The following is a 25558-nucleotide window of genomic DNA, read 5'->3' on the forward strand; positions in this document are numbered from 1 at the left end:
CTAATCCATCCTCCCAAAGAAGATGAATCACATCTGAAACCTCAAGGGAACCACTCGCGATTCAAGTTCAAACCGAAACGCTTTAGGGCGCGCGCCACTCGGTGAAGCCAAACTGGATATAGTCGCGCAGATAGATTTCGGCGCAGGCCTGTTCCAGATCGGCATCATAAATATCGGCCAGAGCATAAGGCGCATCATCGTCGGCAGTTTTTGGCACCGGTGCGTCCGTGCGGCCCAATTGCTGGGCAAGGGCGGGCAGTTGCGTAGGCATCTCATCTTCACGCAGGACCATATCCGGCAGGGCAAAACCGGCAAAACCCGCCAGCGTTTCGGTCTGACTGCCCCAGGTCCCATCCACCCGGATCGAAGTCTGCCCTGCCAGGTTTTGCCGGAGAAAGCCCAGAAACGCCTTGAACGCGGCGCGGTGATCGTCCCTGGAGTAGTTTTCATCGGGCGATTCGGGTGGAAGCGGGATCTTGTGGAACTTCCTGAGCAACCGTCGGATCCTCAGATAGCTGCCTGATTCAGTTGACAGAATCTGGCGGCAAAAAACCGAATGTGCGCGGGCCAAAGGATGGCGCAGAACCGTGAAGCGGCGGTGTTCAGGGCGTTCCCGCATCCAGTGCCGAATGGTTTTCTGATTGGCACCAGAGGTCAGGTTGCCCACGGGCACATCATCCAGCGCGGCCATCCATTGCCGGACCTCGGCCTCGGGCCCGCCGCGCACCGGCATGAACATCAACGGCGTTTCCGCCCCCAGCACATAGCCCGGTACCGCCGGACCCCGGCGTGGTTCGAAATTTGGCGTGCGGGTCAGGTTGAACCGGTCCAACTCTGCCAGAGCTTTCCCAATCGCGCGCGGGTTCGACACCTTGGCTTCGACCGGTTCGGGGTTTTGCCGTTTCAGGCTCTGATCCACGTCCTTTAACCGCCCGTCAACGCCAAGCCAGGCCGCCAGACCATTCAATACCTCGACGTTTTGCAGATATTCATAGGCCAGATAGAACGCCGTCTGCCCGGTCTTTTGCAGCGCGTTCAGCAAGGTGATCTGAAAGGACTGGTTGGTTTCGACCTGGTCCAGAAATTCCGGCCCGTCAAACTTGGCCTTGGCTTCCTTGCGGCGCTTGATGTTGGTGAGCGTCCATTGCTTGGTCGCGCGCGCGATCTTCCACGAAACATAGCTGTCCAGCGGGTTGCGTGTCAGGATGATCTTGGCGCAGCGCGGGTCGGAAAGAACGGGGTCCAGAATCCGCGGATCGTGATCGTGGAAATACCGAAATCCGCCCAATGCGTCGGGGATATCGCGGATGGCGGCAAGCAGGGCAAGCGGGTCCTGGTCGCGCGCCTTTTGCGAGATGCCCAGAATCTCGGAATATTTCGGGCCGCCAATGAAATGAGGATTGAACGCCTCTCCGTAACTGGTGACGCCGGGCAGTGCATTCAAGTTGGCCTCAAGAAAATTCGAGCCGGTGCGCATCTCGGCAAAGACGATGAAATAGTTGAAATCGGCGGGCATGTCGCGTCAACGCACCAGATAGGGTTTGCGCAGCGGCCTGGGCTGGCTGACCAGGTCCGGCTCGACCGGGAAATCGCCCATCAGGTAAGGATGCATGCCCTGGTTCTTGAGGTTTTGCAGGAATTGACCAAAGCCGGTCAGATCAACCATTTTCGGGGCTTCGGTCAGTCGGTGCGTGGGGGCCGTGGCGATCTCGTCGATGATCATCTGCACCGGCTCCATCGGGGATTCCACGAACTCCGCCATTGTCCAGATCCGTACCCGTGCTTTGGTCAACGGCGAGCGCAGGATATTCAGATGCTCGCTTTCGATCTTTTGCAGGCGCGCGGCTTCGGCACGCAGATCGGCGAAGTTTCGGTTCGATCGGAACAGCGGCACCGCCCAGGCACCGGTGATCACCGAAATCTGCGCATTGGTATCGCGCGCCACCAACCAGTTGATCGACTGAGTATCGCCGGGGCCGAATTGGAAACATTGCCGCTCACCGCGCGTGTTCCAGATCAGGTTGGTCAGAAAGGCGGTGGGGTTGTAGTCGCGCATCACTGCGTTGTCGCAGAGCGCGCCGTTTATCATCGTGTCACCACCGGCGAATTGGACCCGGTCGGGTGCAAATAGGTGACCATGCACGCGCATCCCGGTCGCCTTTTTCAGCCAGGGTTCGAAACCCTCGAAAAGCTCGGTAAAGCCTTGAAAGACAGAATAGGGGTTCGATGTTAGCCCGTTTTCGTTGCCGTGTCTTGGAAAGCGGCTTTGCATATACAATCCGTCGCGACCGCGGGTGCGCCGCTCTACCGCCTTGGCAAAGATGCGGTCGATCTTGCCGGGATTGGGCTCAGCCCGTTTCATCGCCTCGGATTGTTCGGTCAGAAATGCTTGATAGAGCCGGTTGGCACGCGGCCAGATCTTGCGGGCCACAAAGCAGTCGGACCGCCGCAAGAGCTGCAGGTGATCGTCGTAGAAGATATGCGGCTTGCCCCTGAAATCAAACTTCGACAGGGTCAGAGAGCGGCTTTCGATACGGCTGGAATATTGTCGCGCCAGTGTCTGGTAGTAACTTTCGTCGGGGATCCAGACCTGCCGGAAGTATCGGTCATAGCGCGCGCGGTTGGGGTCCTGAAGGATCGCGGACAGGGTTTGACGGGTCAGGCACCACCACTGGCTGCCCATATGAGGCGTCAACCCTTCGGGGATATCGCGCCTCAGGCCCAGTGCGCGTTGAAATGCGACGAATTTGTCGAAGAGGAACCGGTTTTTACGCCACGAGAACGGAAAACGCAGCGTGAATCTTTCGCTGTCCAACCCGCCAACGGTCCAAGGCACATCGGCGGTGGTGGCGCTTTCGATGAAATCGGTATGGGGCCGGTCGGCCAGGTAGTCGATCAATTCCTGCACCGGGCGCAGCGGCAGGCAGGCCCCCGAGGCCAGATAGACATGGCGCACATCGGCAAACGTCTCAAGCATCATTTCCGAGGCGGATTGCGAAGCGGCAACAATACCCCAGGTGCCCCATTCGCATGTGTGGCGCTTGCTGAACAGGATCTGCGGGTCGTTGGCACAGGCGGTGCGGAAGGCATCGAAGATCGGGCGGGGCACCTTCCGGTCCACGTGAATGACGACCGGGCATCCAGCTGCGCGCCAATGACGCACCACCTGCTCGGCTCGATCCAGCGCGCTATGGACCAGCATGACGATGCCGACGCTGCTCATGCCCAGTTCCCCTTGGACATGAGGCCGAGAATCTCGAGCTGGCGCCAATTGATGTATCGTTCGGACCACTTGCACCACATGTCCGGCAGGTCCTGCCTTGCCTTTTCATAGGCGTGGTATTCGGCCGAATTGGCATAGTGCTGATTGCGCTGCACCTCTTCTTTTGCCTTGGCCGAGAATGTGTCCAGAAACTTTGTGTGCAACAGCGCGCCGCTGGCTTTTTCACCGCCCCATTCCTCATAGACCTGGTTCAACCCGCGCGGCAACAGGGTATGGGTGGAGCTGACATAGGCGTATTTGCGGTGCCATTTGACCAGCGGAATCTTGTTTAGCGCGGGGGCTTTCTTTGGCCTGTCGGCAAAGAATACCCTGCTGCGCGGTCCGCCCTGGATCCACAGATTTCCATAAGTGGGGTTTTTGGTGATCGAGTAATTGCCGCTGTCGAACCATTGCGCGATTTCCAACGGGTCCTGACCGGGCTGATAGGGGACATCGCCCAGCTTTCCCTTGGGATAGACATCAACCAGCATCGCCCCGAAGCTGCGGATCGAGGAGCCTTCAAGCCAGTCGGTCAGCGCCTGGATCGGGCGGGTGTCGCAGAACGGATAGATAAAGAACTCGTCCGGATCGACAACCAGTGTCCAGTGGCCATGCGCATAGCTGCGCTTGAGGTAGTTCATCCAGTCGACGCCGTGGGTCGCGCGACGGTAGTTGTGGCGCGTGTGCCAGACCGAGATGTCGCTTTGCCCCGCCAGATATTCCAGCGTGCCGTCACTGCTGTCATTGTCGACCAGCAGGAAATGGTCGATGCCCATTTCGCGATAGTATTTCAGGAAATAGGGCAGCCTGATCTTTTCGTTGCGGATGGTGCTGACCAGCAGAACATCGCCGGGTTTGATCGCACTGGTATTGTCATGAACCTTTGATAGCTCGCGACCTTTCCGAAGGCAGCGCAAAAGACGGCGCCGACGCCGCAACCTCATACGATAGGAATCCCACAGACTCACGATATGTCCAACCTTCGAGTGGTACGCCTGGACTGGCCCTGACCGGAGCCACCCGGCATGGAGCGATGATGCAACATATAGCCCATTTAACCGTATTGAATATTAATGGGGTTAAAATGCGTTATCATTTTGGCTTTTGTGCCACGCCTCGCGTGCCTATGTGACGAGTGAAACGGGGTCGCGGGGAAATTTTTCCCACCCGTCACCCCCTGAACAGAAAGCTGGGAAACTGGCCAAGCGCGCGCGGGGTTTGCATTGCTTGCGCGGTGGGACTTGGTGCGCCATCGGCCTCGCAATGTTGATAGAACGCCAGACCATCGGACAACCCGCGCATGGCGTCTTGACGGGTGCCCTCATCCAGAAAGGGCGCATGGGTCGACAGATAGAGCGTTGGGCGCTGCGTCTTCAGCCAGGGCAAAAGCGTCGGCAGCAGCGAAAACTCTGCCCCCTCGACATCCATTTTGACCAACGAAACACCGCTCAGATCAACCGCTTGCACGATCTGATCCCATGTGGCGCTGATCACCTCGGTGCCACGTTCCGGATCGCCCAGCACCGAGGTCATCGAGTCGCCTGCCTCACCGCCGAGGCTGGCCATGCGGACAACGCCGGTGTCTTTCCAGAGCGCCACGCCAAAGGCCGAGACATTGCGGATATTGTTCAACTCTAAGTTCCAGATCAGATGGCGATAGGCCACCGGATCAGGCTCGAAACACCAGACATGACGGGCGCGCCGTGCGGCATAAAGAACAGTCGGGCCGATCCAGGCGCCGATATCCACATAGTCACGGTCGGGCGACAGATGCTGGTCGAGCACGGCAAAGGTGTCGCGCTCCCAATTGCCGGTCGAGGCTTTGCGCCAGAATTTCGAATGATAGGGGTCCAGCCGGAACGGTTCGCCGTTCAGGGTGCCGTTGTAATGGCCGCGCGCGCGGTAGAACATCTTACGCGCTTTGGTGAGCATGGGCTGCCTCTCTTGTCTTTGGTGTTTGCGGCTCCGACCTGCCATATCCAGATCGCGCCGCAAGGTCGAGACCTGTCACCGCCCATCCCAGCCGCCGCTATTCAGCAGGCCCAGCCGCTCCAGCTTTTGCCAGTTCTCATAGCGTTGCGATTGCCGCGTCCAGAGAGTCGGGGCGGCGGCAATCCGGTCGTAATAGGGGCCGAATTCCTCGGGATGGGTGAAATGCTGCCCGCGCTGTTGTTCGATGGCGGATTTGGGCAGGATCTCGGGCAGGAATTTCGTGTGCAGCAAGACGCCCGAAGGTGCAGTGCCTCCGGGTCCGTCATAGGCGAAATTCAGGTTGCGCGGCAGGATCGAGTGGCAGGAATTCACGTATGCATATCGCCGCGACCAGCGGATCAGCGGGATCTTGTTGAGCGTGGGCGAGCGTTCGGGACGGTCGGCAAAGAACACCCGTTCACGGGCGCCACCTTGTACCCAGAGATTGCCCAGCGGCACCTGCCACTGCCCGCGATAGGGGCCCGGATCGAAGCCGTTCACCACGTCAAGCGGGTTGGTCTCCGGGTCATGGCTTTGCGCGCCGATCGGCCCTTCGGGGTAGAGGTCCAGCATCAGCGCGCCAAACACAGGCCGGTTCTGCGCGTCGAGCCATCCGGTCAGATCGCGCAATCCGGAACGGTCGCAATGGGCAAAGACCAGCAGCTCGTCCGCATCGGCCATCAATACCCAGTGCCCATGCGCGTACCGCATTTGCAGCCAGGTCACCCAATCCAGGCCGAACCGGGCCTCCCGGTAAGAGGCCGCCGCGTGCCACAGCGACACATCCGGCTGGTCGCGCAGCAACTCGGAGGTGCCGTCGTCGCTGTCATTGTCGACAATCAGGAAGTGGTCGATGCCCAGCCTGCGGTAATAGTCCAGGAAGTGCGGCAATCGCGTGATCTCGTTACGCATGGTGGCAACCAGCAGGATATCATCCGGCCTGATCTGCGTGGTCCGGTCCACCAGCGCGCGCAAGTGGTGGCGACTGCGCCAGGACCGCCAAAGCAATCGCCGCCGCTTCCACCGCAAACGATAGGCGTCTTTCCAGCCTATCGCGGTCGGCGGGGCGGAGGCGACAGCGCGCATTGCGTTACTTCTCGTAGTGCCCGTTTTGATGCCAGCGCCAGGCGTCAGCGATCATCCGGTCCAGTTTCGACCGCTCCGGTTTCCAGCCCAATTCCTGCAGCGCGCGGACCGAGCCCGAGACCAGTTTGGTGCAGTCGCCCGCCCGGCGCGATCCGATCTCGTAAGGAACCTCGCGATTGGTGACCGATTTCGAATGATCGATCACCTGGCGCACCGAAAAGCCCGAGCCTGTGCCCAGGTTGAACACCCGGCTGCCCTTGCCCTCGCGCAGCCAGCCCAAACCCAGCACATGGGCATCCACCAGATCGCAGACATGCACATAATCGCGGATGCAGGTGCCGTCTGGCGTGTCGTAATCGGTGCCGAACACGGTCAGCGCGGCGCGCTTGCCGTCAATGGCGTCCAGCATCAGCGGCACCAGATGGGTTTCGGGGCGGTGGAATTCGCCCACCTCTCCCTCAGGGTCGGCACCCGCAACGTTGAAGTAGCGGAAAATCACATGGCGCAGCCCGTGTGCTGCTTCGAAGTCCACAAGGATATCCTCGATGGCGCGTTTCGAGGCCCCATAAGCGTTGAGCGGCAGTTGCGGCGTGTCTTCGTCCAGCACCACATTATCATGCTCGCCGTAAGTGGCGCAGGTCGAGGAGAAGACGAAATCCAGGCAGCCCGCCGCCACTGCCGCCTCGATCAGGTTCAGCGAGCCGGTCACGTTATTGGTCCAGTAGCGTCCCGGCTGTGACATCGCCTCGCCCACCTGGCTGAGGGCGGCGAAATGCATCACGGCGGCGGGTTTGTAGGTGGCAAAAACTTCGTCCAGCCGCGCCCGGTCCAGCAAATCGCCCTGCTCAAACGGGCCAAATTTGACCGCGTCCTGCCAGCCGGTGACCAGATTGTCGAAAGTGACGGGGGTGAACCCCGCTGCGGCCAGCGCCTTGCAGGCATGCGAGCCGATATAGCCCGCGCCCCCGGTTACCAATATATTTGTCATGACCTGCTCTGCCTTTGTTAGAGCCCTATTCGAGCCCCATATCTTTCATCATCGCTTCCAGCCGGGGCACATCCTCGGGGTTGTTCAGCTCCCAGAACTGACGGCCGCGCGCCTTGACCTCGACACAGAGCACCCGGTGGCCCTGTTCCATGAACCTGAGCTGCTCCAGCCCCTCCAGCTGTTCCAACGGCCCGATCGGCCAGTCCGGGTAAGAGGACAGCGCCTCGGGCCGGTAAGCATAGACGCCGACATGGTGAAAGACCGGTGTGGCTGCGTCATCACCGTAGGTCTGGCTGGTGTAGGGCACCACTTCTTTCGAGAAATACATGGCCGTGTGATTGGCCGAGAACACTGCTGTGGTGCCGCCAACCCGGTCGTGTTTGCGGTCATGCAGGAAGCTGTTGAGCGCCGCGCCGTCACAGCGCAACACCGGGGTCGCGACACCGGCACCGGGGCTGTTGCGCAGGCCCGCCACCAGATCCTCGACAAACCAATGCGGGGTCAGCGGCGCGTCGCCCTGCAGGTTCACGATGATCTCATAATCGCCACCCAGCGCGGCGTGCGCCTCGGCACAGCGTTCGGTGCCGTTGCGGCAGGTGTCCGAGGTCATCACGACCTCGGCCCCGAAAGCCTCTGAGGCGTCGCGAATCCGATCATCATCGGTCGCCACCACAACACGGTCCACGCCCGAGACGGCGCAAGCCGCACGCCAGGAGCGTTCGATCAGGGTCTGCGATTTGCCGGTCGCGCCTGTGAGCGGGACCAAGGGCTTGCCGGGATAGCGGGTCGAGGGGTAGCGCGCGGGGATGACGATCAGGACGGACATCAGGCTTCTTTCAACTCGACACCGGGCGCATAGGCGATGAAGAACGGGTTGGCATAGCCGTCCTTGCCGTAGGCCAGCGGTTCATGGGTGTCAAAGCGCACCACCTTGCCGCCTGCGCCTGCCAGAACCGCGTGGCCCGCTGCGGTGTCCCATTCCATGGTGCGGCCCACGCGGGGATAGATGTCGGCCTCGCCAGTGGCGACCAGACAGAATTTCAGCGATGATCCCGCGCTTTTGCTGTCCTTGACGCTGTATTTGTTGATGTAGTCGTCGGTGGCCTGATCGCGATGCGATTTCGAGGCGACCACCATCAGCGCGGAATTGTCCGCGTCTGAAACCGAAATCGGTGCGGTCGCGCCCGGTGCCGCCTTGTCCAGCGCGCCGGTTTCTTCAACCGATTGGCCATCGGGCAACGTGTAGAACATGCGATCCTTGGCGGGGGCATAGACCACACCACGCGTTGGCACGCCATTCTCGACCAGTGCGATGTTGACAGTGAAGTCGCCGCGCCGATGGATGAATTCCTTGGTTCCGTCCAGCGGGTCGACGATCAGAAAGGTGTCGCCCTTGGTGGAATGCGAGGCCGCCTGTTCCTCGGTCACCAGCAGGATATCGGGAAAAGCGGCACGCAGCCCGGCCGAGATCAATGCGTCAGCTGCCTCATCCGCTTCGGTGACCGGGCTGTCATCGGATTTGACCTTCACGTCGAAATCGTCGGAGTTGTAGATCTCCATGATCTTGTCCCCGGCTTCGATTGCCAGCCGCCGGATGACGGGAATTAGATCTTCGTAAGTCACAAAAATGCTCCGATCTTGTGATTTGTTGCTCTGACGCATTGGTGCTCTTATGCTGTTCCTGTAACGGAACGGCAAGATTTCCGTGCGAGTTTTTGGGCAGCATTACGGGACGAGCCAAACGTGTTTCGATACCGCCGAAATACATCTCTGCTGAGCGGCGCGCTCACAATGGCCGAATTGGTCTTTCATTCGGTGGCGCGCAGCGTGCGCTCCAAGCACAACAATGCCTTTATCGCATTGGGGCAGAACATGTTGCAGGTCCTTGTCATGGTGGCGGCGTTCTACTTCATGTTCCAGCTGTTCGGGATAAGAACCGCGCCGCTGCGCGGGGATTTCGTGCTGTTTTTGCTGACCGGCATCTTTCTGTTCATGACACATGTCAAGGCGGTCGCAGCGGTGATGGGGGCGGAAGGGCCGACCAGCCCCATGATGCTGCATGCGCCGATGAACACCATCATCTCGATCAGCGCCTCGGCGTTGGGAATCCTCTATGTGAACATATTGACGGTGCTTCTGATCCTGTTCGGTTATCACGCGGTGTTCGGCGCGGTCGAGATTCAGAACCCCGCCGGTGCCTTTGGAATGCTGTTGCTGGCATGGTTCACCGGATGCGCGGTCGGGCTGTTGTTCATGTCGATAAAGCCCTGGTTTCCGACAACGGTCGGGATCATGTCGACAGTGTATCGCCGTGCGCAGATGATCGCGTCGGGCAAGATGTTTATCGCCAACACCATTCCGGCTTCGATGCTGGCTGTGTTCGACTGGAACCCACTATTTCACATCATCGATCAAAGTCGCGGTTTTGCCTTCCGAAACTATTCCCCGCATGTCACCAGTTGGCATTATGCGCTTGGCGTTGGTGTGGTGCTGATCATGTTGGGCTTGATGGGTGAATTCTATACCCGTCGCCATGTGTCGGCCAGCTGGTACGCCAAGCGATGAGGAAGGTGTTCGCCCTGATGACTCTGCTGATGACAGGGCAGGTTATCGCGGCGGACCCATGGCCGCGGCTTTATGCGGTGACGGGTGTTGCCGCCGACGATGTCCTCAACATTCGCAGCGACCCACGCGCCGGTGCCGACAAGATCGGTGCGCTGGCCCCGGATGCGCGTGAGGTTGAAATCGTGCGGCGCGACAGCAGCGGCAGCTGGGGTCGGGTCAATGTCATGGAACATGGTGGCTGGGTTTCGATGCGGTATCTGGCACCACAGGGCCCCGGTTTTGACGCGGATTATCCCGGCCCGCTGCATTGTTACGGAACCGAACCGTTCTGGTCGCTGAGCGCGGATCCAGGTAGCACGGCGGAGTTTCGGTTCTTCGACGCCGAACCAGCGGCGCTGAGCGCGGGTGCCCGCCAACCGGCCATGGGCTATTCCGACCGCCTGAGATTTGCGCTGGGCGACAGCGGACAGGCAATCATCCGACGGGCGGAGTGTTCCGACGGCATGTCCGACAACGCCTTTGCGCTTGAGATCGATCTGATTCTGGATGACGACCGCTTCCTGACCGGTTGTTGCTCGATCGCACCGCGCTAAGCCGTTCCGTCAGGTCACCACCCGCAGGGTCAGATTGATGCGCCCGCCCTTGGGCAGCAATCGGGACGAGCCAAAGCGGATGCGGTCGATCCCGTGATAGGTCAGCCGCGCAGGCCCACCCATCACCACCACATCGCCCGAATTCAGCCAGATCGATTCCGTCTTGCCGCCGCGCGTGGTGTTGCCGATGCGGAACAGCGCGTCGTCGCCCAGCGACACCGACACGACCGGCCAGGAGAAGTCGGCTTCGTCCTTGTCCTGATGCAGCCCCATCCGCGCGCCATCGCCGTAATAGTTGACCAGGCAGCTGTCGGGCTGCCGGTCCAGCCTGGTCACTTCTTGCCAGATTCGCAGCACGCGCTCAGGGATCGCCGGCCAGGGCTGCCCTTTTGGATGGTGCGCCTCGTACCGGTACCCGGCGGCGTCGGTGATCCATCCGACGTCTCCGACCGAGGTCATGCGCACCGACATTTTCTGGCCCCGCAACGTCACCGGAGCGATCAGCGGCGCCGCTTTCAGAATCGGTCGCAGCACATCAACCAGACCCGCCTGAGCGACCGCATCCAGATGCGCCTTCCTGATATCGAACCCGCGCAAAAGCAGCCTGTTCATCCCCGACTTCCCATTCCTTGCCAAAGCCTTGCCAAAAAGCGCACAGATTCGTGAAAACCCGCGTTTCAGAGTGCTTGCAGCGCCTGTGCCCGACCCCTATATACGCCGGGACGCGCGATGGTGTAGTGCTGTCGCGCAACACTGAATCGGGATCTGAATGCCACAACGGGTTCGGGTCCCGGGACATCGCCTTGAGACAGAAAGGGATCGAAACGCATGAGCAAAGTTATTGGGATCGACCTTGGGACCACAAACAGCTGTGTCGCCATCATGGACGGCTCGCAGCCCAAGGTTATCGAAAACGCAGAAGGGGCGCGGACCACGCCCTCGATCGTCGCCTTCACCGATGAAGAGCGTCTGGTCGGTCAGCCGGCGAAACGCCAGGCGGTCACCAACCCCGACAACACCGTGTTTGGCGTCAAGCGCCTGATCGGTCGTCGGTACGACGACGCGGCGGTTGCGAAAGACAAGAAAATGGTGCCCTTCGCCATCGTTGATGGCGGCAATGGCGACGCCTGGGTCGAAGCCAAGGGCGAGAAATATTCGCCCAGCCAGATTTCGGCCTTCACCCTGGGCAAGATGAAAGAAACCGCCGAGAGCTATCTGGGCGAGGAAGTTACCCAGGCGGTGATCACCGTTCCGGCCTATTTCAACGACGCCCAGCGTCAGGCCACCAAGGATGCGGGCAAGATCGCCGGTCTGGAAGTGCTGCGCATCATCAACGAGCCGACAGCCGCTGCGCTGGCCTATGGTCTGGACAAGGAAGAGACCCAGACCATCGCGGTTTATGACCTTGGTGGCGGTACCTTCGATGTGACCATTCTGGAAATCGACGATGGTCTGTTCGAAGTGAAATCGACCAACGGCGACACCTTCCTGGGCGGTGAAGACTTTGACATGCGGATCGTCAACTATCTGGCGGACCAGTTCAAAAAGGAAAACGGCGTCGATCTGTCGAAAGACAAGATGGCCCTGCAGCGTCTGAAGGAAGCCGCTGAAAAGGCCAAGATCGAACTGTCCTCGACTTCGCAGACCGAGATCAACCAGCCGTTCATCTCGATGGATCCGTCCTCGGGCCAGCCGCTGCACATGGTCATGAAGCTGACCCGCGCCAAGCTGGAACAGCTGGTGGGCGACCTGATCAAGGCCTCGATGAAGCCTTGCGCCGCTGCTCTGAAAGACGCAGGCCTTTCGGCCGGTGACATTGACGAAGTGGTTCTGGTCGGTGGTATGACCCGGATGCCGAAAGTGGTCGAGGAAGTGACCAAATTCTTCGGCAAAGAGCCGCATAAAGGTGTGAACCCGGACGAAGTCGTCGCCATGGGCGCCGCCATTCAAGCCGGTGTTCTGCAGGGCGACGTCAAGGATGTGGTTCTGCTGGATGTGACCCCGCTGAGCCTGGGCATCGAGACGCTGGGTGGCGTGTTCACCCGTCTGATCGACCGCAACACGACCATCCCGACGAAAAAGTCTCAGGTCTTTTCGACCGCCGAGGACAACCAGAACGCAGTGACCATCCGTTGTTTCCAAGGGGAACGCGAAATGGCTGCGGACAACAAGATCCTTGGTCAGTTCAACCTCGAAGACATCCCGCCCGCACCGCGCGGCATGCCGCAGATCGAGGTGACCTTTGACATCGACGCCAACGGCATCGTGTCCGTGTCGGCCAAGGACAAGGGCACCGGCAAGGAACACAAGATCACGATCCAGGCCTCGGGTGGTCTGTCGGACGAAGACATCGAACAGATGGTCAAGGACGCCGAGGACAACGCCGAAGCCGACAAGGAACGCCGCGAGTTGATCGAGGCCAAGAACCAGGCGGAAAGCCTCATCCACTCGACCGAAAAATCGGTGGAAGAGCATTCCGACAAGGTTGATCCGACCACGGTCGAGGCCATCGAACTGGCGATTGCGGCGCTCAAGGACGAGCTTGAGACCGAAAATGCCGACAAGATCAAATCGGGCATCCAGAACGTGACCGAAGCGGCCATGAAACTGGGCGAAGCGATCTATAAGGCCAGCCAGGAAGAAGGCGATGACGAACCGACCGCTGCTGACGAAGCGCCGGGCGAGGATGACATCGTGGACGCCGAGTTCGAAGATCTCGACGACGACAAGCGCAACTAACGGGTCAACCGTGCCTGATTGGGCCGGTCCGGTATCCGGACCGGCCCATACTCGTTGAGGCAGAAGGAAAATCGGATGTCAAAACGCGACTATTACGATGTGCTCGGCGTTGCTAAAGGCGCTTCGGCGGATGAGATCAAGAAGGGCTATCGCAAAAAGGCCAAAGAGCTTCATCCCGATCGCAACAAAGACAATCCCAACGCGGAATCGCAGTTCAAGGACGCCAACGAAGCTTACGAAGTCCTGAAGGATGCCGAGAAAAAGGCGGCCTATGACCGGTTTGGTCATGCTGCCTTTGAGGGTGGCATGGGTGGCGGCGGCGGTCGTCCCGGTGCCGGCTTTGGCGGCGGCGACTTCTCCAGCGCCTTCTCGGATGTGTTCGACGATCTGTTTGGCGATTTCATGGGTGGTCAGCGTGGTGGTGGCGGACGCCGCGCGGCGCGCGGCTCGGACCTGCGCTATAATCTGCGTGTCTCGCTTGAAGATGCTTATTCAGGTCTGCAAAAAACCATCAATGTCCCAACTGCCGTGGCCTGTTCCGGCTGTGAAGGCACCGGGGCCGAGGGCGGCGTCGAACCCAGCACCTGCCCGACCTGTTCCGGCATGGGCAAGGTGCGGGCGCAGCAGGGTTTCTTTACCGTTGAACGCACTTGCCCGACCTGTTCGGGTCTGGGCCAGATCATCAAGAACCCCTGTAAATCCTGTCAGGGCGCAGGCCGGGTCGAAAAGGATCGCGCGCTGTCGGTCAATATTCCGGCGGGCGTCGAAACCGGCACACGGATTCGTCTGGCGGGCGAGGGCGAGGCCGGGATGCGCGGCGGCCCTCCGGGTGATCTCTATATCTTTGTCGAGGTCGCGCAGCATGATCTGTTCGAGCGCGATGGCGTGAACCTCTATTGCCGGGTGCCGGTCTCGATGTCCAAGGCAGCGCTTGGCGGATCCATCGAAGTGCCAACGATTGACGGTGGTCGGGGCCGGGTTCAGGTGCCTTCGGGCAGCCAGTCAGGTCGTCAAATGCGTCTGCGTGCCAAAGGCATGCCGGCACTGCGCGGTGCTGGCGTGGGCGACATGTTCATTGAGCTGGCGGTGGAAACCCCGGTCAATCTGACCGCGCGGCAAAAGGAACTGCTGCGCGAGTTCGAGGATATCAGCGATGACAACAACCCGGAATCGAACAGCTTTTTCTCCTCTGTCAAATCCTTCTGGGATGGCATGAAGGGCTGAAACTTGCGAAATCCCCTGTATCAGAGCCGGTCCTTGGGGCCGGCTCTTTTGTTTTGATCGTGTAACGCAACGTCATTTCTCCTCTTGATTCTTTGCCGTGACCCTGAGATGAACGCGCAAACCGTTGGGGTGCCTCCGGGCTGAGAGCCGCATCTGCGTCAACCCATCGAACCTGAACCGGGCAATGCCGGCGTAGGAAACGGTCTCAGAATATCGAGCGTGCCCACCGCCCATTGTCCCCCAAAGCGGGAGAGCAATGGATGACGCCGATCGCCCTGACCATAGCCGGATCCGATAGCGGAGGAGGGGCGGGCATTCAGGCCGACCTCAAGACCATGTCCGCGCTGGGCGTCTACGGTGCCAGTGTCATCACCGCCGTCACCGCGCAGAACACCCAAGCCGTGACCGCCGTCCACGGCATCCCGCCGGATGTGATCACGGCGCAGATCGACGCGGTGCTCTGCGATCTGGACGTGGGCGCGATCAAGATCGGCATGCTGGCCTCGCCCGAGATCATCGCCACGGTTGCGGATGCTATTCGCGGCTTTGATCGTCCCGTTGTCCTTGACCCGGTGATGATCGCCAAATCCGGCGATGCGCTGTTGGCGGATGAAGCGGTGGCGATCCTGCGCGATGTGCTCATCCCGCGCGCCACTGTCATCACCCCGAACCTGCCCGAAGCGGCGCGTCTGCTTAAGGTCAAACCAGCTGAAACGCAGGACGAGATGTTCGCTCAGGCGCAGGCCCTGGTCGCATTGGGTGCGCAGGCTGTGGTGATGAAGGGCGGTCACGCCGAGGGTCCGGTCTGTCACGACATGCTGGTGAATGGTGTGGGTCTGTTGGCCGATTACACCGCGCCGCGCCGCGACACGATCAATACCCATGGCACCGGCTGCACGCTGTCCTCGGCCATCGCGGCGGGGCTTGCGAAAGGGCAGGATCTGGACGAGGCGATGCAGCACGCGCATGGATATCTTCAGGGTGCCATCCTGAAAGCCGACGATCTGAAGATCGGGCAGGGCCACGGACCTGTGCATCACTTTCATCAGGTTTGGCAGGGGTGACGCTGCACTCCGTCATAGGGGCCGGGGTCGCCGGTCTGTCGGTTGCGACCGAGCTGACCGCCCGCGGCGCGCAGGTGCAGGTCTTTGACCCTGCGGGCCCGCCCGGCCCACATGGATGTTCCTGGTGGGCGGGGGGCATGCTGGCGCCCTGGTGTGAGTATGAAAACGCCGAGGAACCGGTGCTGCGCCACGGCCAGACCGCCATCGACTGGTGGGCACGTTACATGCGAGTGGACCGCGCGGGTACGCTGGTGGTGGCCCATCGCCGCGACTTGCCGGACCTGCGCCGCTTCGCGCGCCGCACCGAGGGTTACGCGCAGGCCAATCGTGACGAAATCGCCAAGTTAGAGCCGGCTCTGAGCGAGTTTGAAACTGGGCTGCATTTCCCGCAAGAGGCACATCTCGACCCCCGCAACGCACTGCAAAGCCTGCGCGAGGCGCTTGTGGCGAAAGGTGTCGCTTTCCACGCCGAACCCGCGCCCGAGACGCTCGACAATGCCATCGACTGCCGGGGTTATGCCGCCCGCGACCAACTCACTGATCTGCGCGGCGTGAAGGGTGAGATGTTGGTCATCCGCTGTCCCGATGTGACGCTCCGCCGACCGATCCGGCTGCTGCATCCGCGCATCCCGCTCTATGTGGTGCCGCGTGGTGACGGTATTTTCATGCTGGGCGCAACCATGATCGAAAGCGAGGACAAGACGCGGATCACCGCCCGGTCCGTGCTGGAACTGCTCAGCGCCGCCTTTGCGCTGAACCCGGCCTTTGGTGAGGCCGAAATACTGGAAACTGGTGTCGATCTGCGCCCCGCCTTCCCCGACAACCTGCCCCGCATCCGGCGCAGGAACGGGCGCATCTTTGCCAACGGCCTCTATCGGCACGGCTATCTGCTGGCTCCGGCGCTGGCGCAAGGTGTGGCTGATCTGGCGCTTGAGAACACACATTCGGAGTTTGTCGATGAAGATCATCGTTAACGGTGACCCCCGCGAGGTGGCGGCCACAACCCTGTCCGAGCTGCTGGCTGAATGCGGCTATTCCGGCCGGGTAGCGACGGCGGTGAACGAGGTCTTCGTTGGCTCCTCCGCTCGCATCGACCTCGCGCTTGCCGATGGCGACCGCGTCGAAATTCTCGCGCCGATGCAGGGGGGCTGAGCGATGCGCACGTTCTATGGCACCCAATTGGCCAACCCGCTGCTGCTGGGTACGGCGCAATATCCCAGCCCCGCGATCCTCGAGTCGGCGTTTCGCGACTCCAAAGCCGCCATCGCCACCGTTTCCCTGCGCCGTGAGGGAGCAGGCGGCGCGGGCCAAAGCTTCTGGCAGATGATCCGCGATCTGGATGTGCATATCCTGCCCAACACCGCTGGCTGCCATACGGTGAAAGAGGCGGTCACAACCGCCCATATGGCGCGTGAGGTGTTCGATACGCGCTGGATCAAGCTGGAGCTGATTGGCCATACCGACAGCCTGCAGCCGGATGTGTTCCAACTGGTCGAGGCCGCGCGAATCCTGAGCGAGGACGGGTTTCAGGTCTTTCCCTACACAACCGAGGATCTGATCGTGGGCGAGCGCCTGCTGAACGCCGGTTGCGAGGTGCTGATGCCCTGGGGCGCGCCGATCGGATCGGGGCGCGGGCTGGCCAATGAATACGGCTTGCGTGCCATGCGGGCCGAGTTTCCCGACACGCCGCTGGTGGTGGATGCCGGGATCGGCCTGCCCAGCCATGCGGCCCATGCGATGGAGCTGGGTTTTGACGCCGTGTTGCTCAACACCGCCGTCGCCCGCGCGGGTGATCCCGCCGCCATGGCCCGCGCCATGGCGCAAGCGATCGAGGCGGGCAGGCTGGCCCATCAGGCCGACCCGATCGAGCCGCGCGATATGGCTACCGCGTCAACCCCGGTGATCGGAAAGGCGTTCCTGTCATGACACTGGACCGGTTTTATCCGATCTTCGACGATGTGTCCTGGCTGGTGCGGATGCTGCCCTTGGGCGTCAAGCTGGTGCAGCTGCGCATCAAGGACCAGCCTGAGTCGGTGATCCGAACCCAGATCCGCACGGCCGTTGACCTCTGCCGCAGCCATGGCGCGGTTCTGGTGGTCAACGACCATTGGCAGATTGCCATCGACGAGGGCTGTGACTGGTTGCATCTGGGGCAGGAGGATCTGGATGAGGCCGACCTGCCTGCGGTCCAAAAAGCGGGTCTAAGGCTGGGGCTTTCGACCCATGACGACGCGGAACTGGACCGCGCCCTTGCGCTTGATCCGGCCTATATCGCGCTGGGTCCGGTCTATCCGACGATCCTGAAAAAGATGAAATGGCATCAGCAAGGCCTGCCGAAGGTCACCGAATGGAAGGCCCGCGTCGGGTCGGTGCCGTTGGTCGGCATCGGCGGGATGAGTGTGGAGCGCGCGCCCGGCGTGCTGGAGGCCGGGGCCGATATCGTCTCGGTGGTGACCGACATCACGCTGAACGACGATCCCGAAGCGCGCGTGCGGCAATGGATCGAGGTCACCCGATGAGCCGCTATGCACGTCAGATGCAATTGCCGGAGGTTGGCACTGACGGGCAGGCGCTGCTGGCGCAGGCCCGTGTTTTGGTTGTCGGTGCTGGCGGACTTGCCGCACCGCTGCTGCCGCTCCTGGCGGGTGCGGGCGTGGGACACCTGACCATCCTCGATCCGGACGTGGTCGAATTGTCGAACCTTCATCGTCAGACCTTGTTCACCGAGGCAGATTGCGGTCAGCCCAAGGTGATGTGCGCCGCGACTCGCTGTCAGGAGATCAACTCAGAGATTTCTGCAACGGGCGTGGTGCAGACTTTGTCCCCCGCAAACGCGGCAGCATTCGTCCAGCAGGCCGATATCGTGCTCGATTGCGCCGACAGTTACGCAGCCAGCTACGTGTTGAGCGACACTTGTTACGACCAGCAGACCCCGCTGATCAGCGCCTCTGCTCTGGGGTTGAATGGGTATGTTGGCGGGTTCTGCGGTACCGGCCCCAGCCTGCGCGCGGTATTCCCCGAGATGCCGGACAATACCCAAAATTGCGCCAGTTCCGGCGTGTTAGGGCCTGTTGTCGCCATGATCGGCGCGCTGCAGGCACAGATGGCGCTGTCGGTATTGCTGGGGTTTGATCCCTCGCCCATCGGACAGATGGTGCAGGTGGATGCGGGCAGTTTCCACCTGTCGGGCTTCCGCTTTGACAATGCGCCCGAGCCCGCGCATGGCTATGCCTTTGTCGCCGCCTCCGAGCTTGGGCCAAACCACATGATCATCGAGCTGCGCGATGCCACTGAGGCACCCATGCCCGCCCATCCCGATGCGCTGCGGATCGCGGCCGACAAGCTACGCGCGGCGCTGCCCGATCCCGCCACGCCGCTGGCGCTGTGTTGCGCGTCCGGCCTGCGGGCCTGGCGGGCAGCGGAACAAGTCACCGAATTCTGGCCCGGCGAGATTGTTCTCGTCGCGGCCTCCACTTCATGAACAGGACAATGATACCATGAAGAAACTTCTCACCACATTGGCGCTTCTCTCTGCGGCCCCGGCATTCGCCGAAGACAAGATGACCGTCCTGCTGGACTGGTTCGTAAACCCCGATCACGGGCCCATTATTGTGGCGCAGGAAAAGGGCTATTTCACCGATCAGAACCTCGACGTCGAAATCATCGCCCCCGCCGACCCTTCGGCCCCGCCGCGTCTGGTTGCCGCCGGTCAGGGCGATCTGGCGGTCAGCTATCAGCCGCAGCTGCATCTGCAAATCCATGAAGGCCTGCCGCTCAAGCGGGTCGGCACGCTGGTGGCCACGCCGCTGAACTGTTTGCTGGTGCTCAAGGACGGGCCGATCAAGACGCCCGCCGACCTGAAGGGCAAGAAGATCGGGTTCTCGGTCGCCGGTGTCGAAGAGGCGGTGCTGAGCACGGTTCTGGGCAATTACGGCGTCAAACTGGACGAGGTTGAACTGGTCAATGTGAACTTCTCGCTCTCGCCCTCACTGATGTCGGGTCAGGTCGATGCGGTGATCGGTGCCTATCGGAACTTCGAGCTGAACCAGATGGATATCGAAGAGCATCCCGGCACCTGCTTCTATATCGAGGAAGAAGGCGTGCCGCCCTATGACGAGCTGATCTATGTGGCCAACCCGGCGAAAATGGATGCGGATAAAGTAGCCCGTTTCCTGGCCGCCACTGAGAAGGCGACGCAGTTCATCGTCAACCATCCGCAAGAAAGTTGGGAGATCTTCTCAGGCACGTCACCCGAATTGCAGGACGAGCTGAACAAGCGCGCCTGGAAAGACACGCTGACCCGCTTTGCGCTGCGCCCCGCCGGGCTGGATGCCGGGCGTTACTCGCGGTTCGAAGAGTTCCTGCAGGAAAAGGGTCTGACCAAGGGGATCAACCCGGTTTCGGACATCGCAATCGACGTGACCGCACAATGAGTGCGACCCCGGATTATGGCCGCGCCTTCGGCCTGATGCGCGCGGCCAGTGGCGAAACGTGGCGGGACTATACCCGCCACGCCTTTGTCGAGGGGCTCAGCGATGGCAGCCTGCCCAATGCGGCATTTTTGCATTATCTGCGGCAGGACTATGTGTTCCTGACCCATTTCTCGCGCGCCTGGGCGCTGGCGGTGGTCAAGGCTGAAACCCATGACGAGATGCTGGTGGCCTCGTCCACGGTGAACGGGCTGATCCATGAAGAGATGATGCTGCATGTCGGCGTCTGCGCCGAGGCCGGTATCTCGCATGACGCGCTGGCCGCGACGCCTGAGCGACCCGAAAACCTCGCCTATACGCGCTATGTGCTTGAAGCTGGCTATAGTGGTGACTTTCTGACGCTGCTGGCCGCGCTGGCGCCTTGCGTGATGGGCTATGCCGAGATCGGCCTGCGGTTGAAGCAAGCGGCGCACTCTGACACTTACCAGCAATGGATCGACACCTATGCAGGGGATCAATACCAGAGCTATTGTCGCGATGTTGGGGCGATGATCGACAGCGCCGTGACCCGTCGGTTGGGCGAGGGCTATGATCAATTGCCGATCTGGCAGAGCCTGTGCAAGACGTTCCGCACCGCCACCGAGCTTGAGGTCAAGTTCTGGGACATGGGTCTGACCCCGTGAATGCAGCACCCGAGATAGTGGTCGAAGGGGGTGCCTCCATCGACGGCGTGCCCCTGTTCGCACCATTGTCTCTTGTGCTGAGGGCGGGGGAATGGACCTGCCTGCTGGGCGGCTCGGGTGTCGGGAAATCAACGGTTCTGCGCCTGATCGCCGGGTTGCAGACCGGGGCCACGTTCGATGGTGCGATCCGCGCCTCTGATGACCAACCGGTCGTGCCACGTGTGGCCTATATGGCGCAGGACGATCTGTTGCTGCCCTGGGCGGATGTGGCGCGCAATGTGACGCTGGGTGCGCGATTGCGCGGGGAAAAGCCCGATGCCGGCCGGCTGACGCGGTTGCTGGGACGCGTCGGTCTGGCTGATCACGCTCACAAGAAACCTGCGGAACTGTCAGGCGGGCAACGGCAGCGCGCGGCGCTGGCCCGGACCCTGATGGAGGACAAGCAGATCATCCTGCTGGATGAGCCCTTTTCGGCGCTTGATGCCCGGACGCGGGCCGATATGCAGGAACTGGCGGTCGAATTGTTGCAAGGCCGTACCGTTCTGTTGGTGACCCATGATCCGGGTGAGGCCGCGCGGCTGGGCCAGACCATCGCAGTGATGTCGCATCGCAGCCTGGACCATTGCGCTGTGCCCGCCTCGCCCGCGCCACGTCGGGTGGACGATATCGAGATGCTGGAGGCGCAGGGCGCATTGCTGCGTCTGCTGCGAGAGCGCGCGGCATGAGGTTCGGTGCCCCTCTCGCGGCGGCGGTGTTTGCCATTCTGCTCTGGCAGGTGGTGGTGGTGTTCACCGCTCTGCCGCGCTTTATCCTGCCGGGACCGTTGCTGGTGGCCGAGACCTGGTGGGCCAACCGCGCAGTGATCGCCGAAAACACGCTTGTGACCGGGTTGGAGGTTCTGATCGGTCTCGTCGTCGGGTCGGCGCTCGGTGCGGCGACAGCGATACAGCTTGCCTCATCGCGGACTGCGCGGGTGCTGGTGCAGCCGATGCTGGTCTTCACCCAGGCACTGCCGGTCTTTGCCTTGGCACCGATCCTGACATTGTGGTTTGGCTACGGGTTAGGGTCGAAAGTCGCCATGGCGGTGCTGATTATCTACTTCCCCGTGACATCATCCTTTTTTGACGGGCTGATGCGCACACCCGAGGGGTATCTGGACTTGGCGCGCACGATGCAGGCCAGTCGCCGCGCGATCCTGTGGCAGATCCGCGTGCCCGCTGCGCTGCCCTCGTTGGCCTCGGGGCTGCGGCTGGCCGCGGTCTATGCGCCGATCGGTGCGGTGATCGGCGAATGGGTGGGCTCGTCACGCGGGCTGGGCTATCTGATGCTGCTGGCCAATGGCCGGGCCAAGACCGATCTGATGTTTGCCGCCATGCTGACGCTGGGCGTGCTTTCGGTTCTGTTGCATCTGGTGGTCCGCAAACTGACCGCGCGCATGGCCGGTGAGGCGCGTTAACCGGGCGGAAACTGATTCCCGCGCAGCCTCGCGATATGTCCAATAAAGACGCCTTTGAAGAAGCCCCGATGCTGTTTGACCCGGATGAGGCTCCGGCGGTTGCGCTGCCCACGGGGCGCATGCCGTCTTATATCAAGGATCACCGCAAACGCCTGCGCGACCGGTTCATGGCTGGCGGCGCGGCGGCGATGCCGGATTATGAAATGCTGGAACTGGTGCTGTTCCGCGCCATTCCCCGGCAGGACGTGAAACCGCTGGCGCGGAAGTTGCTCGAGAGTTTCGGGGATTTCAACCGGGTGCTCAGCGCGCCGCCCGAACGGCTGGCGGAACTGCCGGGTGTGGGTGCCGCCGTGATCACCGAGCTCAAGATTGTCGAGGCAAGCGCCCATCGGCTGGCCCGCGCGCGCGTGTTGCAGCGCCATGTTCTGTCGGGCTGGGATGCGCTGCTGGACTATTGCCACACCACCATGGCCCATCGCGAGACCGAACAGTTCCGGGTGCTGTTCCTGGATCGCAAGAACGTGTTGATCGCGGATGAGGAACAGGCGCGTGGCACCGTCGATCATGTGCCGGTCTATCCGCGAGAGGTGGCAAAACGGACGCTGGAACTGAATGCCTCAGCGCTGATTCTGGTGCATAACCACCCCTCGGGCGACCCGACGCCGTCGCAATCGGATATCGACATGACCATGCGCATTCAGGATGCGTGTCAGGCGCTGGGATTGACCCTGCACGACCACCTGATCATCGGTAAATCGAACGAGCTGAGCTTTCGCAGCGAAGGATATCTTTGACGCGTCTTCCGCAATGCGGGATACGGTTATCGGATCGAATGACCCTAACGGGTCCAGACCTCGACCCGGCGGTTCACCTGACGACCCCAGTCGCTGTCGTCGCAAGCCATCGGCATCGCTTCGCCAAAGGCTTCGACACTGATTTCCACCCGGTCCAATCCGGCGGTTTCAGCGGCTTCGATCACCGCTTTGCGCACCGCTTTGGCGCGGCGCAGGGCGATACTCTGGTTGCTGGTGGCCGGGCCAACCCCATCGGAAAACCCGACAAAGACCAGCTTGCGCGCATCATATGTCCCGACCTCCAGCGCCTGCGCCAGTTGCTGGATGTTTGCGCGGGACTGCGCGTCGGGGCGTGACGATCCGGCCTCGAACCGGAACGAGGTGGTCAGCCGGGCAAGTGGTGACAGGGTCTTCGTCAATCGCTGCAGCTCGGACAGTGGCACCTCGTCCCCTGCCGATGCAATCGCATTGGCAAGCCGCGCGCCCTGCGAACCCATTTCTACCAGTTCCGGCATCTGGTCGACGAACCCGGCCTTTCGAATGACCAGCTGCGCCGACGGACCACGCGTATAGGCCAGAAACTCGCGCGCAACTTTTGGCAGACGGCGGGCGGGGATGTAGAGAAACATCGGCGAGTTGAGCGGATAGTCCTCGGTTTTGATTGATCGCCGGTTGGCCGCGATCGCATATCCGCAGGTACCGGTCAAGGTCAGGGGCCGGGCGTTGCCGATCTCGGCAAAGCTTGCGATACCCAGTGCAAAGGGGTCTGCCTCAACCGCGCGGGTCAGGTTGCTGCCGCGTTGGTGCCGCGTCGCATCCGCCAGCGCCGTGGTGCCGCCGGGCTTCAGAATGCGATCCTCGACCGCTTGCCCCAGGCCCGATCCCCCGCCCGGCAAATGCACCGCTATCGGCGCATCCGGCCCGCCCAGTTCGGCCCAGCTGGTCACCGCACCCGAAAGAACCCGCGCCAGATCATCGACCGACAGGCTGTGCACCGGGTTGTCTGGTGCGACGATGGGCACCATGGCATCAAGGCTCAGAACGCGGCTGCGGTTGGGATGCGTCATGTCACCAAGGCCGGCCTCACGGGCGCGGTCACGCTCCTCGGGGCGAATCTCGCGCAGCGCCATGGCGATATCCGCGCGCCCGTTCAACAGTGCATCGATGCCCTGATCGGTGGACGAGATATCGAACCGGAACCGCGCGGCGGGCAGGGTTTGACCGGGTTGCTGCAACGCATATACGAAGCCGCCATCGGGCAAGGGCAGGCGCTGCGTCAGATAACCGTTGCGCCGCGCGAAACCTTCAAGCAGGGCGGGCAGCAACACCTCGGCCATGGAAGAGGACCCGGCAAGCGTGATCTCAGCCACGAAATCGGTCAGTTTTGGGCAGGCGGGTCCGTCGCAGCTGACGCCCGAGGCATCGACCGTCAACTCTCCGAAGCTGGTATCGACCCGGTAAAACTCGCCGTCAAAGCCCAGCAGGTCACCGGTGATCGCCACAGCACCATCGCGCGAGGTGAGTGTCACATCCTGGGCCAGCCCGGGCAGCGCCGTGCCGTAAACAAAAAGCGCGGCGAAAACCGCCGCACGAAGCCAATTCATGAGAAACCTGATTTGCCTGCGGGTTATTTTCCGGCGATCTTCAGGTCTTCGACAAGATTATTCAACACCAGAAAGTCACCGGTCGCGTCGCAACTAGGCATTGACAGGGTCAGGTCGCGCATTCGCAAGCTGCGGTTCGCGCGCAGCTCCAGCGATTGCGCGGCGATGTCGCGGTCACAATTGGCGGCGGTTACCTTGGCCTCAATCGTTAGCGAGATTGCGTCTGAGCGCGCCAGCCGATCGCGGGGAACACTGTAGATTTCGGCCACGCGCGAGGTACTGTGGCCCAGCTTGCCAAGGCGAACGACATCACCATATGCGCTGTTTTCGGCGGTGACCGGGATCACGCCATTGTCGCTTCTGGCGTTGATCTGCAGACCGGATTCACCACCCCACTGGATTGCCACACGCTCGAAATCCAGCAATTCGTCCACTTCGGCGCGGGCGACCGCACCGGCACCATTGTCAAACTCGATGACAAACACCGCCTGTTCCGACAGCGCCGGGATCGTCACATCCAGTGCGCCCTTGTCGTCTGTAGTGTCGGCAAAGAACAGTCCGCTGTGATGCACCGTTACCCGCTGGTTCGGAAAGCACGGTGCGTCAACCGAAAGCGCGACGCGGGCCAGCGGCAATACCGATGAGGCGACAGTTACGTTACATCCAAGCTTCGGGTGCATCGGGTCGGCGGGCAGTATGGGCAGGGAAATCTTGCGCGCTGCGACCGCGCCATCTGTCACATGTTCCAGCGCCGGTTGAGGCAGGCGGGTAGGCACCGGCAGGCCGGGTAGGGCCGAGGTCAGCTTGATATCGCGGACCTCCAGCATGGCATATTCATCTAGGTCCGCGCGGGCAAATGGGGCCAGAACCCGCTGTTGCAACCCAGACGGATGCCGGATGACGGACGCATATTGCGCAGGCGCGTCGCGCTGCATGAAATATCCGATCGCCAGTGCGCAGAACGCCGTTCCGCCGACTGTCAGTAGGTTGCGTGTCCGAATCATCACCGACTCCCCCGGCTTTGTTCGGATTAACTTTCGTTAAAAAAGGAGGCCAGTTTGTGGCCGTCCTTGGGAGTCATTTTGTCCGAATAAGGGCA

At 61.5% G+C, this 25558-nt stretch carries 26 protein-coding genes and 1 riboswitch; of the genes, 15 read left to right on the forward strand and 11 right to left on the reverse strand.

What is annotated here, in order from left to right; all coding sequences use genetic code 11:
- Positions 1-82: 82 nt before the first annotated feature.
- From M3P21_RS16665 to cysQ, 8 genes are all read right to left on the reverse strand, one after another.
- Positions 83-1516: a sulfotransferase domain-containing protein gene (locus M3P21_RS16665; RefSeq protein ID WP_249711690.1), complete on the reverse strand. Its 1434-nt coding sequence runs from the start codon at positions 1514-1516 to the stop codon at positions 83-85.
- Positions 1517-1522: 6 nt separating this feature from the next.
- Positions 1523-3223, reverse strand: coding sequence for a DUF5927 domain-containing protein (locus tag M3P21_RS16670; RefSeq protein WP_249711692.1), 1701 nt, complete (start codon positions 3221-3223; stop codon positions 1523-1525).
- On the reverse strand, positions 3220-4206 hold the full coding sequence (locus M3P21_RS16675; protein WP_249711694.1) for a glycosyltransferase family 2 protein: 987 nt from the start codon (positions 4204-4206) through the stop codon (positions 3220-3222). Before M3P21_RS16675 ends, M3P21_RS16670 begins: the two co-directional genes overlap by 4 nt.
- A 226-nt stretch (positions 4207-4432) precedes the next feature.
- Entirely contained in the window at positions 4433-5194 is a 762-nt protein-coding gene (locus M3P21_RS16680) for an FkbM family methyltransferase (RefSeq protein ID WP_249711696.1), read from the reverse strand.
- Positions 5195-5269: 75 nt separating this feature from the next.
- Positions 5270-6319: a glycosyltransferase family 2 protein gene (locus tag M3P21_RS16685; protein WP_249711698.1), complete on the reverse strand. Its 1050-nt coding sequence runs from the start codon at positions 6317-6319 to the stop codon at positions 5270-5272.
- Positions 6320-6323: 4 nt separating this feature from the next.
- Positions 6324-7307, reverse strand: a complete 984-nt coding sequence (galE, locus tag M3P21_RS16690; RefSeq protein ID WP_249711700.1) for a UDP-glucose 4-epimerase GalE — start codon at positions 7305-7307, stop codon at positions 6324-6326.
- 25 nt (positions 7308-7332) lie between these two features.
- The gene (locus tag M3P21_RS16695; RefSeq protein WP_249711702.1) at positions 7333-8133 is read right to left on the reverse strand and encodes a 3-deoxy-manno-octulosonate cytidylyltransferase; all 801 of its coding nucleotides are present in this window, start codon (positions 8131-8133) and stop codon (positions 7333-7335) included.
- Positions 8133-8930 (reverse strand): 3'(2'),5'-bisphosphate nucleotidase CysQ, encoded by a 798-nt coding sequence (gene cysQ / locus M3P21_RS16700; protein WP_249711704.1) that lies wholly within the window; start codon positions 8928-8930, stop codon positions 8133-8135. Before cysQ ends, M3P21_RS16695 begins: the two co-directional genes overlap by 1 nt.
- Before the next feature lie 120 nt (positions 8931-9050).
- Between cysQ and M3P21_RS16705 the strand changes: the two genes are divergently transcribed.
- Both M3P21_RS16705 and M3P21_RS16710 read left to right on the forward strand, forming a co-directional pair.
- Positions 9051-9872 carry an ABC transporter permease gene (locus M3P21_RS16705; RefSeq protein ID WP_373320058.1) on the forward strand — a complete coding sequence of 274 codons (822 nt, stop codon included), beginning with the start codon at positions 9051-9053 and terminating at the stop codon, positions 9870-9872.
- Between the two features lie 17 nt (positions 9873-9889).
- Entirely contained in the window at positions 9890-10465 is a 576-nt protein-coding gene (locus M3P21_RS16710) for an SH3 domain-containing protein (RefSeq protein ID WP_249711708.1), read from the forward strand.
- Between the two features lie 9 nt (positions 10466-10474).
- Here M3P21_RS16710 and M3P21_RS16715 read toward each other — a convergent pair whose 3' ends face one another.
- Positions 10475-11077, reverse strand: a complete 603-nt coding sequence (locus M3P21_RS16715; protein ID WP_249711710.1) for an alpha-ketoglutarate-dependent dioxygenase AlkB family protein — start codon at positions 11075-11077, stop codon at positions 10475-10477.
- A gap of 216 nt (positions 11078-11293) precedes the next feature.
- Between M3P21_RS16715 and dnaK the strand changes: the two genes are divergently transcribed.
- The 13 genes from dnaK to radC all read left to right on the forward strand — a co-directional run bounded on the left by dnaK (position 11294) and on the right by radC (position 22855).
- Positions 11294-13204 carry a molecular chaperone DnaK gene (dnaK, locus tag M3P21_RS16720; RefSeq protein WP_249711712.1) on the forward strand — a complete coding sequence of 637 codons (1911 nt, stop codon included), beginning with the start codon at positions 11294-11296 and terminating at the stop codon, positions 13202-13204.
- 75 nt (positions 13205-13279) lie between these two features.
- The gene (dnaJ, locus tag M3P21_RS16725) at positions 13280-14428 is read left to right on the forward strand and encodes a molecular chaperone DnaJ (RefSeq protein WP_249711713.1); all 1149 of its coding nucleotides are present in this window, start codon (positions 13280-13282) and stop codon (positions 14426-14428) included.
- Between the two features lie 115 nt (positions 14429-14543).
- Positions 14544-14644, forward strand: a riboswitch (TPP riboswitch).
- A 44-nt stretch (positions 14645-14688) separates the two neighbouring features.
- Complete coding sequence (thiD, locus tag M3P21_RS16730) at positions 14689-15492, forward strand: bifunctional hydroxymethylpyrimidine kinase/phosphomethylpyrimidine kinase (protein ID WP_249711714.1); 804 nt, start codon at positions 14689-14691, stop codon at positions 15490-15492.
- On the forward strand, positions 15489-16466 hold the full coding sequence (locus M3P21_RS16735) for an FAD-dependent oxidoreductase (RefSeq protein WP_249711715.1): 978 nt from the start codon (positions 15489-15491) through the stop codon (positions 16464-16466). Before thiD ends, M3P21_RS16735 begins: the two co-directional genes overlap by 4 nt.
- Complete coding sequence (thiS, locus tag M3P21_RS16740; RefSeq protein WP_249711717.1) at positions 16450-16644, forward strand: sulfur carrier protein ThiS; 195 nt, start codon at positions 16450-16452, stop codon at positions 16642-16644. Before M3P21_RS16735 ends, thiS begins: the two co-directional genes overlap by 17 nt.
- Positions 16645-16647: 3 nt before the next feature.
- Complete coding sequence (locus M3P21_RS16745) at positions 16648-17418, forward strand: thiazole synthase (RefSeq protein ID WP_249711719.1); 771 nt, start codon at positions 16648-16650, stop codon at positions 17416-17418.
- Positions 17415-18011: a thiamine phosphate synthase gene (locus M3P21_RS16750; RefSeq protein ID WP_249711722.1), complete on the forward strand. Its 597-nt coding sequence runs from the start codon at positions 17415-17417 to the stop codon at positions 18009-18011. Before M3P21_RS16745 ends, M3P21_RS16750 begins: the two co-directional genes overlap by 4 nt.
- On the forward strand, positions 18008-18973 hold the full coding sequence (locus M3P21_RS16755) for a HesA/MoeB/ThiF family protein (RefSeq protein ID WP_249711724.1): 966 nt from the start codon (positions 18008-18010) through the stop codon (positions 18971-18973). Before M3P21_RS16750 ends, M3P21_RS16755 begins: the two co-directional genes overlap by 4 nt.
- Positions 18974-18989: 16 nt before the next feature.
- Positions 18990-19925 (forward strand): ABC transporter substrate-binding protein, encoded by a 936-nt coding sequence (locus M3P21_RS16760; RefSeq protein ID WP_249711727.1) that lies wholly within the window; start codon positions 18990-18992, stop codon positions 19923-19925.
- Positions 19922-20605: a thiaminase II gene (gene tenA / locus M3P21_RS16765; protein WP_373320059.1), complete on the forward strand. Its 684-nt coding sequence runs from the start codon at positions 19922-19924 to the stop codon at positions 20603-20605. Before M3P21_RS16760 ends, tenA begins: the two co-directional genes overlap by 4 nt.
- A complete protein-coding gene (locus M3P21_RS16770; protein ID WP_249711729.1) occupies positions 20602-21330 on the forward strand; it encodes an ABC transporter ATP-binding protein in 729 nt (242 codons plus the stop codon). Before tenA ends, M3P21_RS16770 begins: the two co-directional genes overlap by 4 nt.
- The gene (locus M3P21_RS16775) at positions 21327-22061 is read left to right on the forward strand and encodes an ABC transporter permease (RefSeq protein WP_249711731.1); all 735 of its coding nucleotides are present in this window, start codon (positions 21327-21329) and stop codon (positions 22059-22061) included. The genes M3P21_RS16770 and M3P21_RS16775 overlap by 4 nt, the downstream gene beginning before the upstream one ends.
- Before the next feature lie 35 nt (positions 22062-22096).
- The gene (gene radC / locus M3P21_RS16780; RefSeq protein ID WP_249711733.1) at positions 22097-22855 is read left to right on the forward strand and encodes a RadC family protein; all 759 of its coding nucleotides are present in this window, start codon (positions 22097-22099) and stop codon (positions 22853-22855) included.
- Positions 22856-22899: 44 nt separating this feature from the next.
- Here radC and M3P21_RS16785 read toward each other — a convergent pair whose 3' ends face one another.
- Together M3P21_RS16785 and M3P21_RS16790 are read right to left on the reverse strand one after the other, a co-directional pair.
- On the reverse strand, positions 22900-24459 hold the full coding sequence (locus M3P21_RS16785) for a phosphate ABC transporter substrate-binding/OmpA family protein (RefSeq protein WP_249711735.1): 1560 nt from the start codon (positions 24457-24459) through the stop codon (positions 22900-22902).
- Between the two features lie 23 nt (positions 24460-24482).
- Positions 24483-25463 carry a hypothetical protein gene (locus M3P21_RS16790; RefSeq protein ID WP_249711738.1) on the reverse strand — a complete coding sequence of 327 codons (981 nt, stop codon included), beginning with the start codon at positions 25461-25463 and terminating at the stop codon, positions 24483-24485.
- Positions 25464-25558: the final 95 nt, after the last annotated feature.

It is taken from the genome of Ruegeria spongiae, assembly GCF_023502395.1.
GTDB classification, from domain to species: Bacteria; Pseudomonadota; Alphaproteobacteria; order Rhodobacterales; family Rhodobacteraceae; genus Ruegeria_C; species Ruegeria_C spongiae.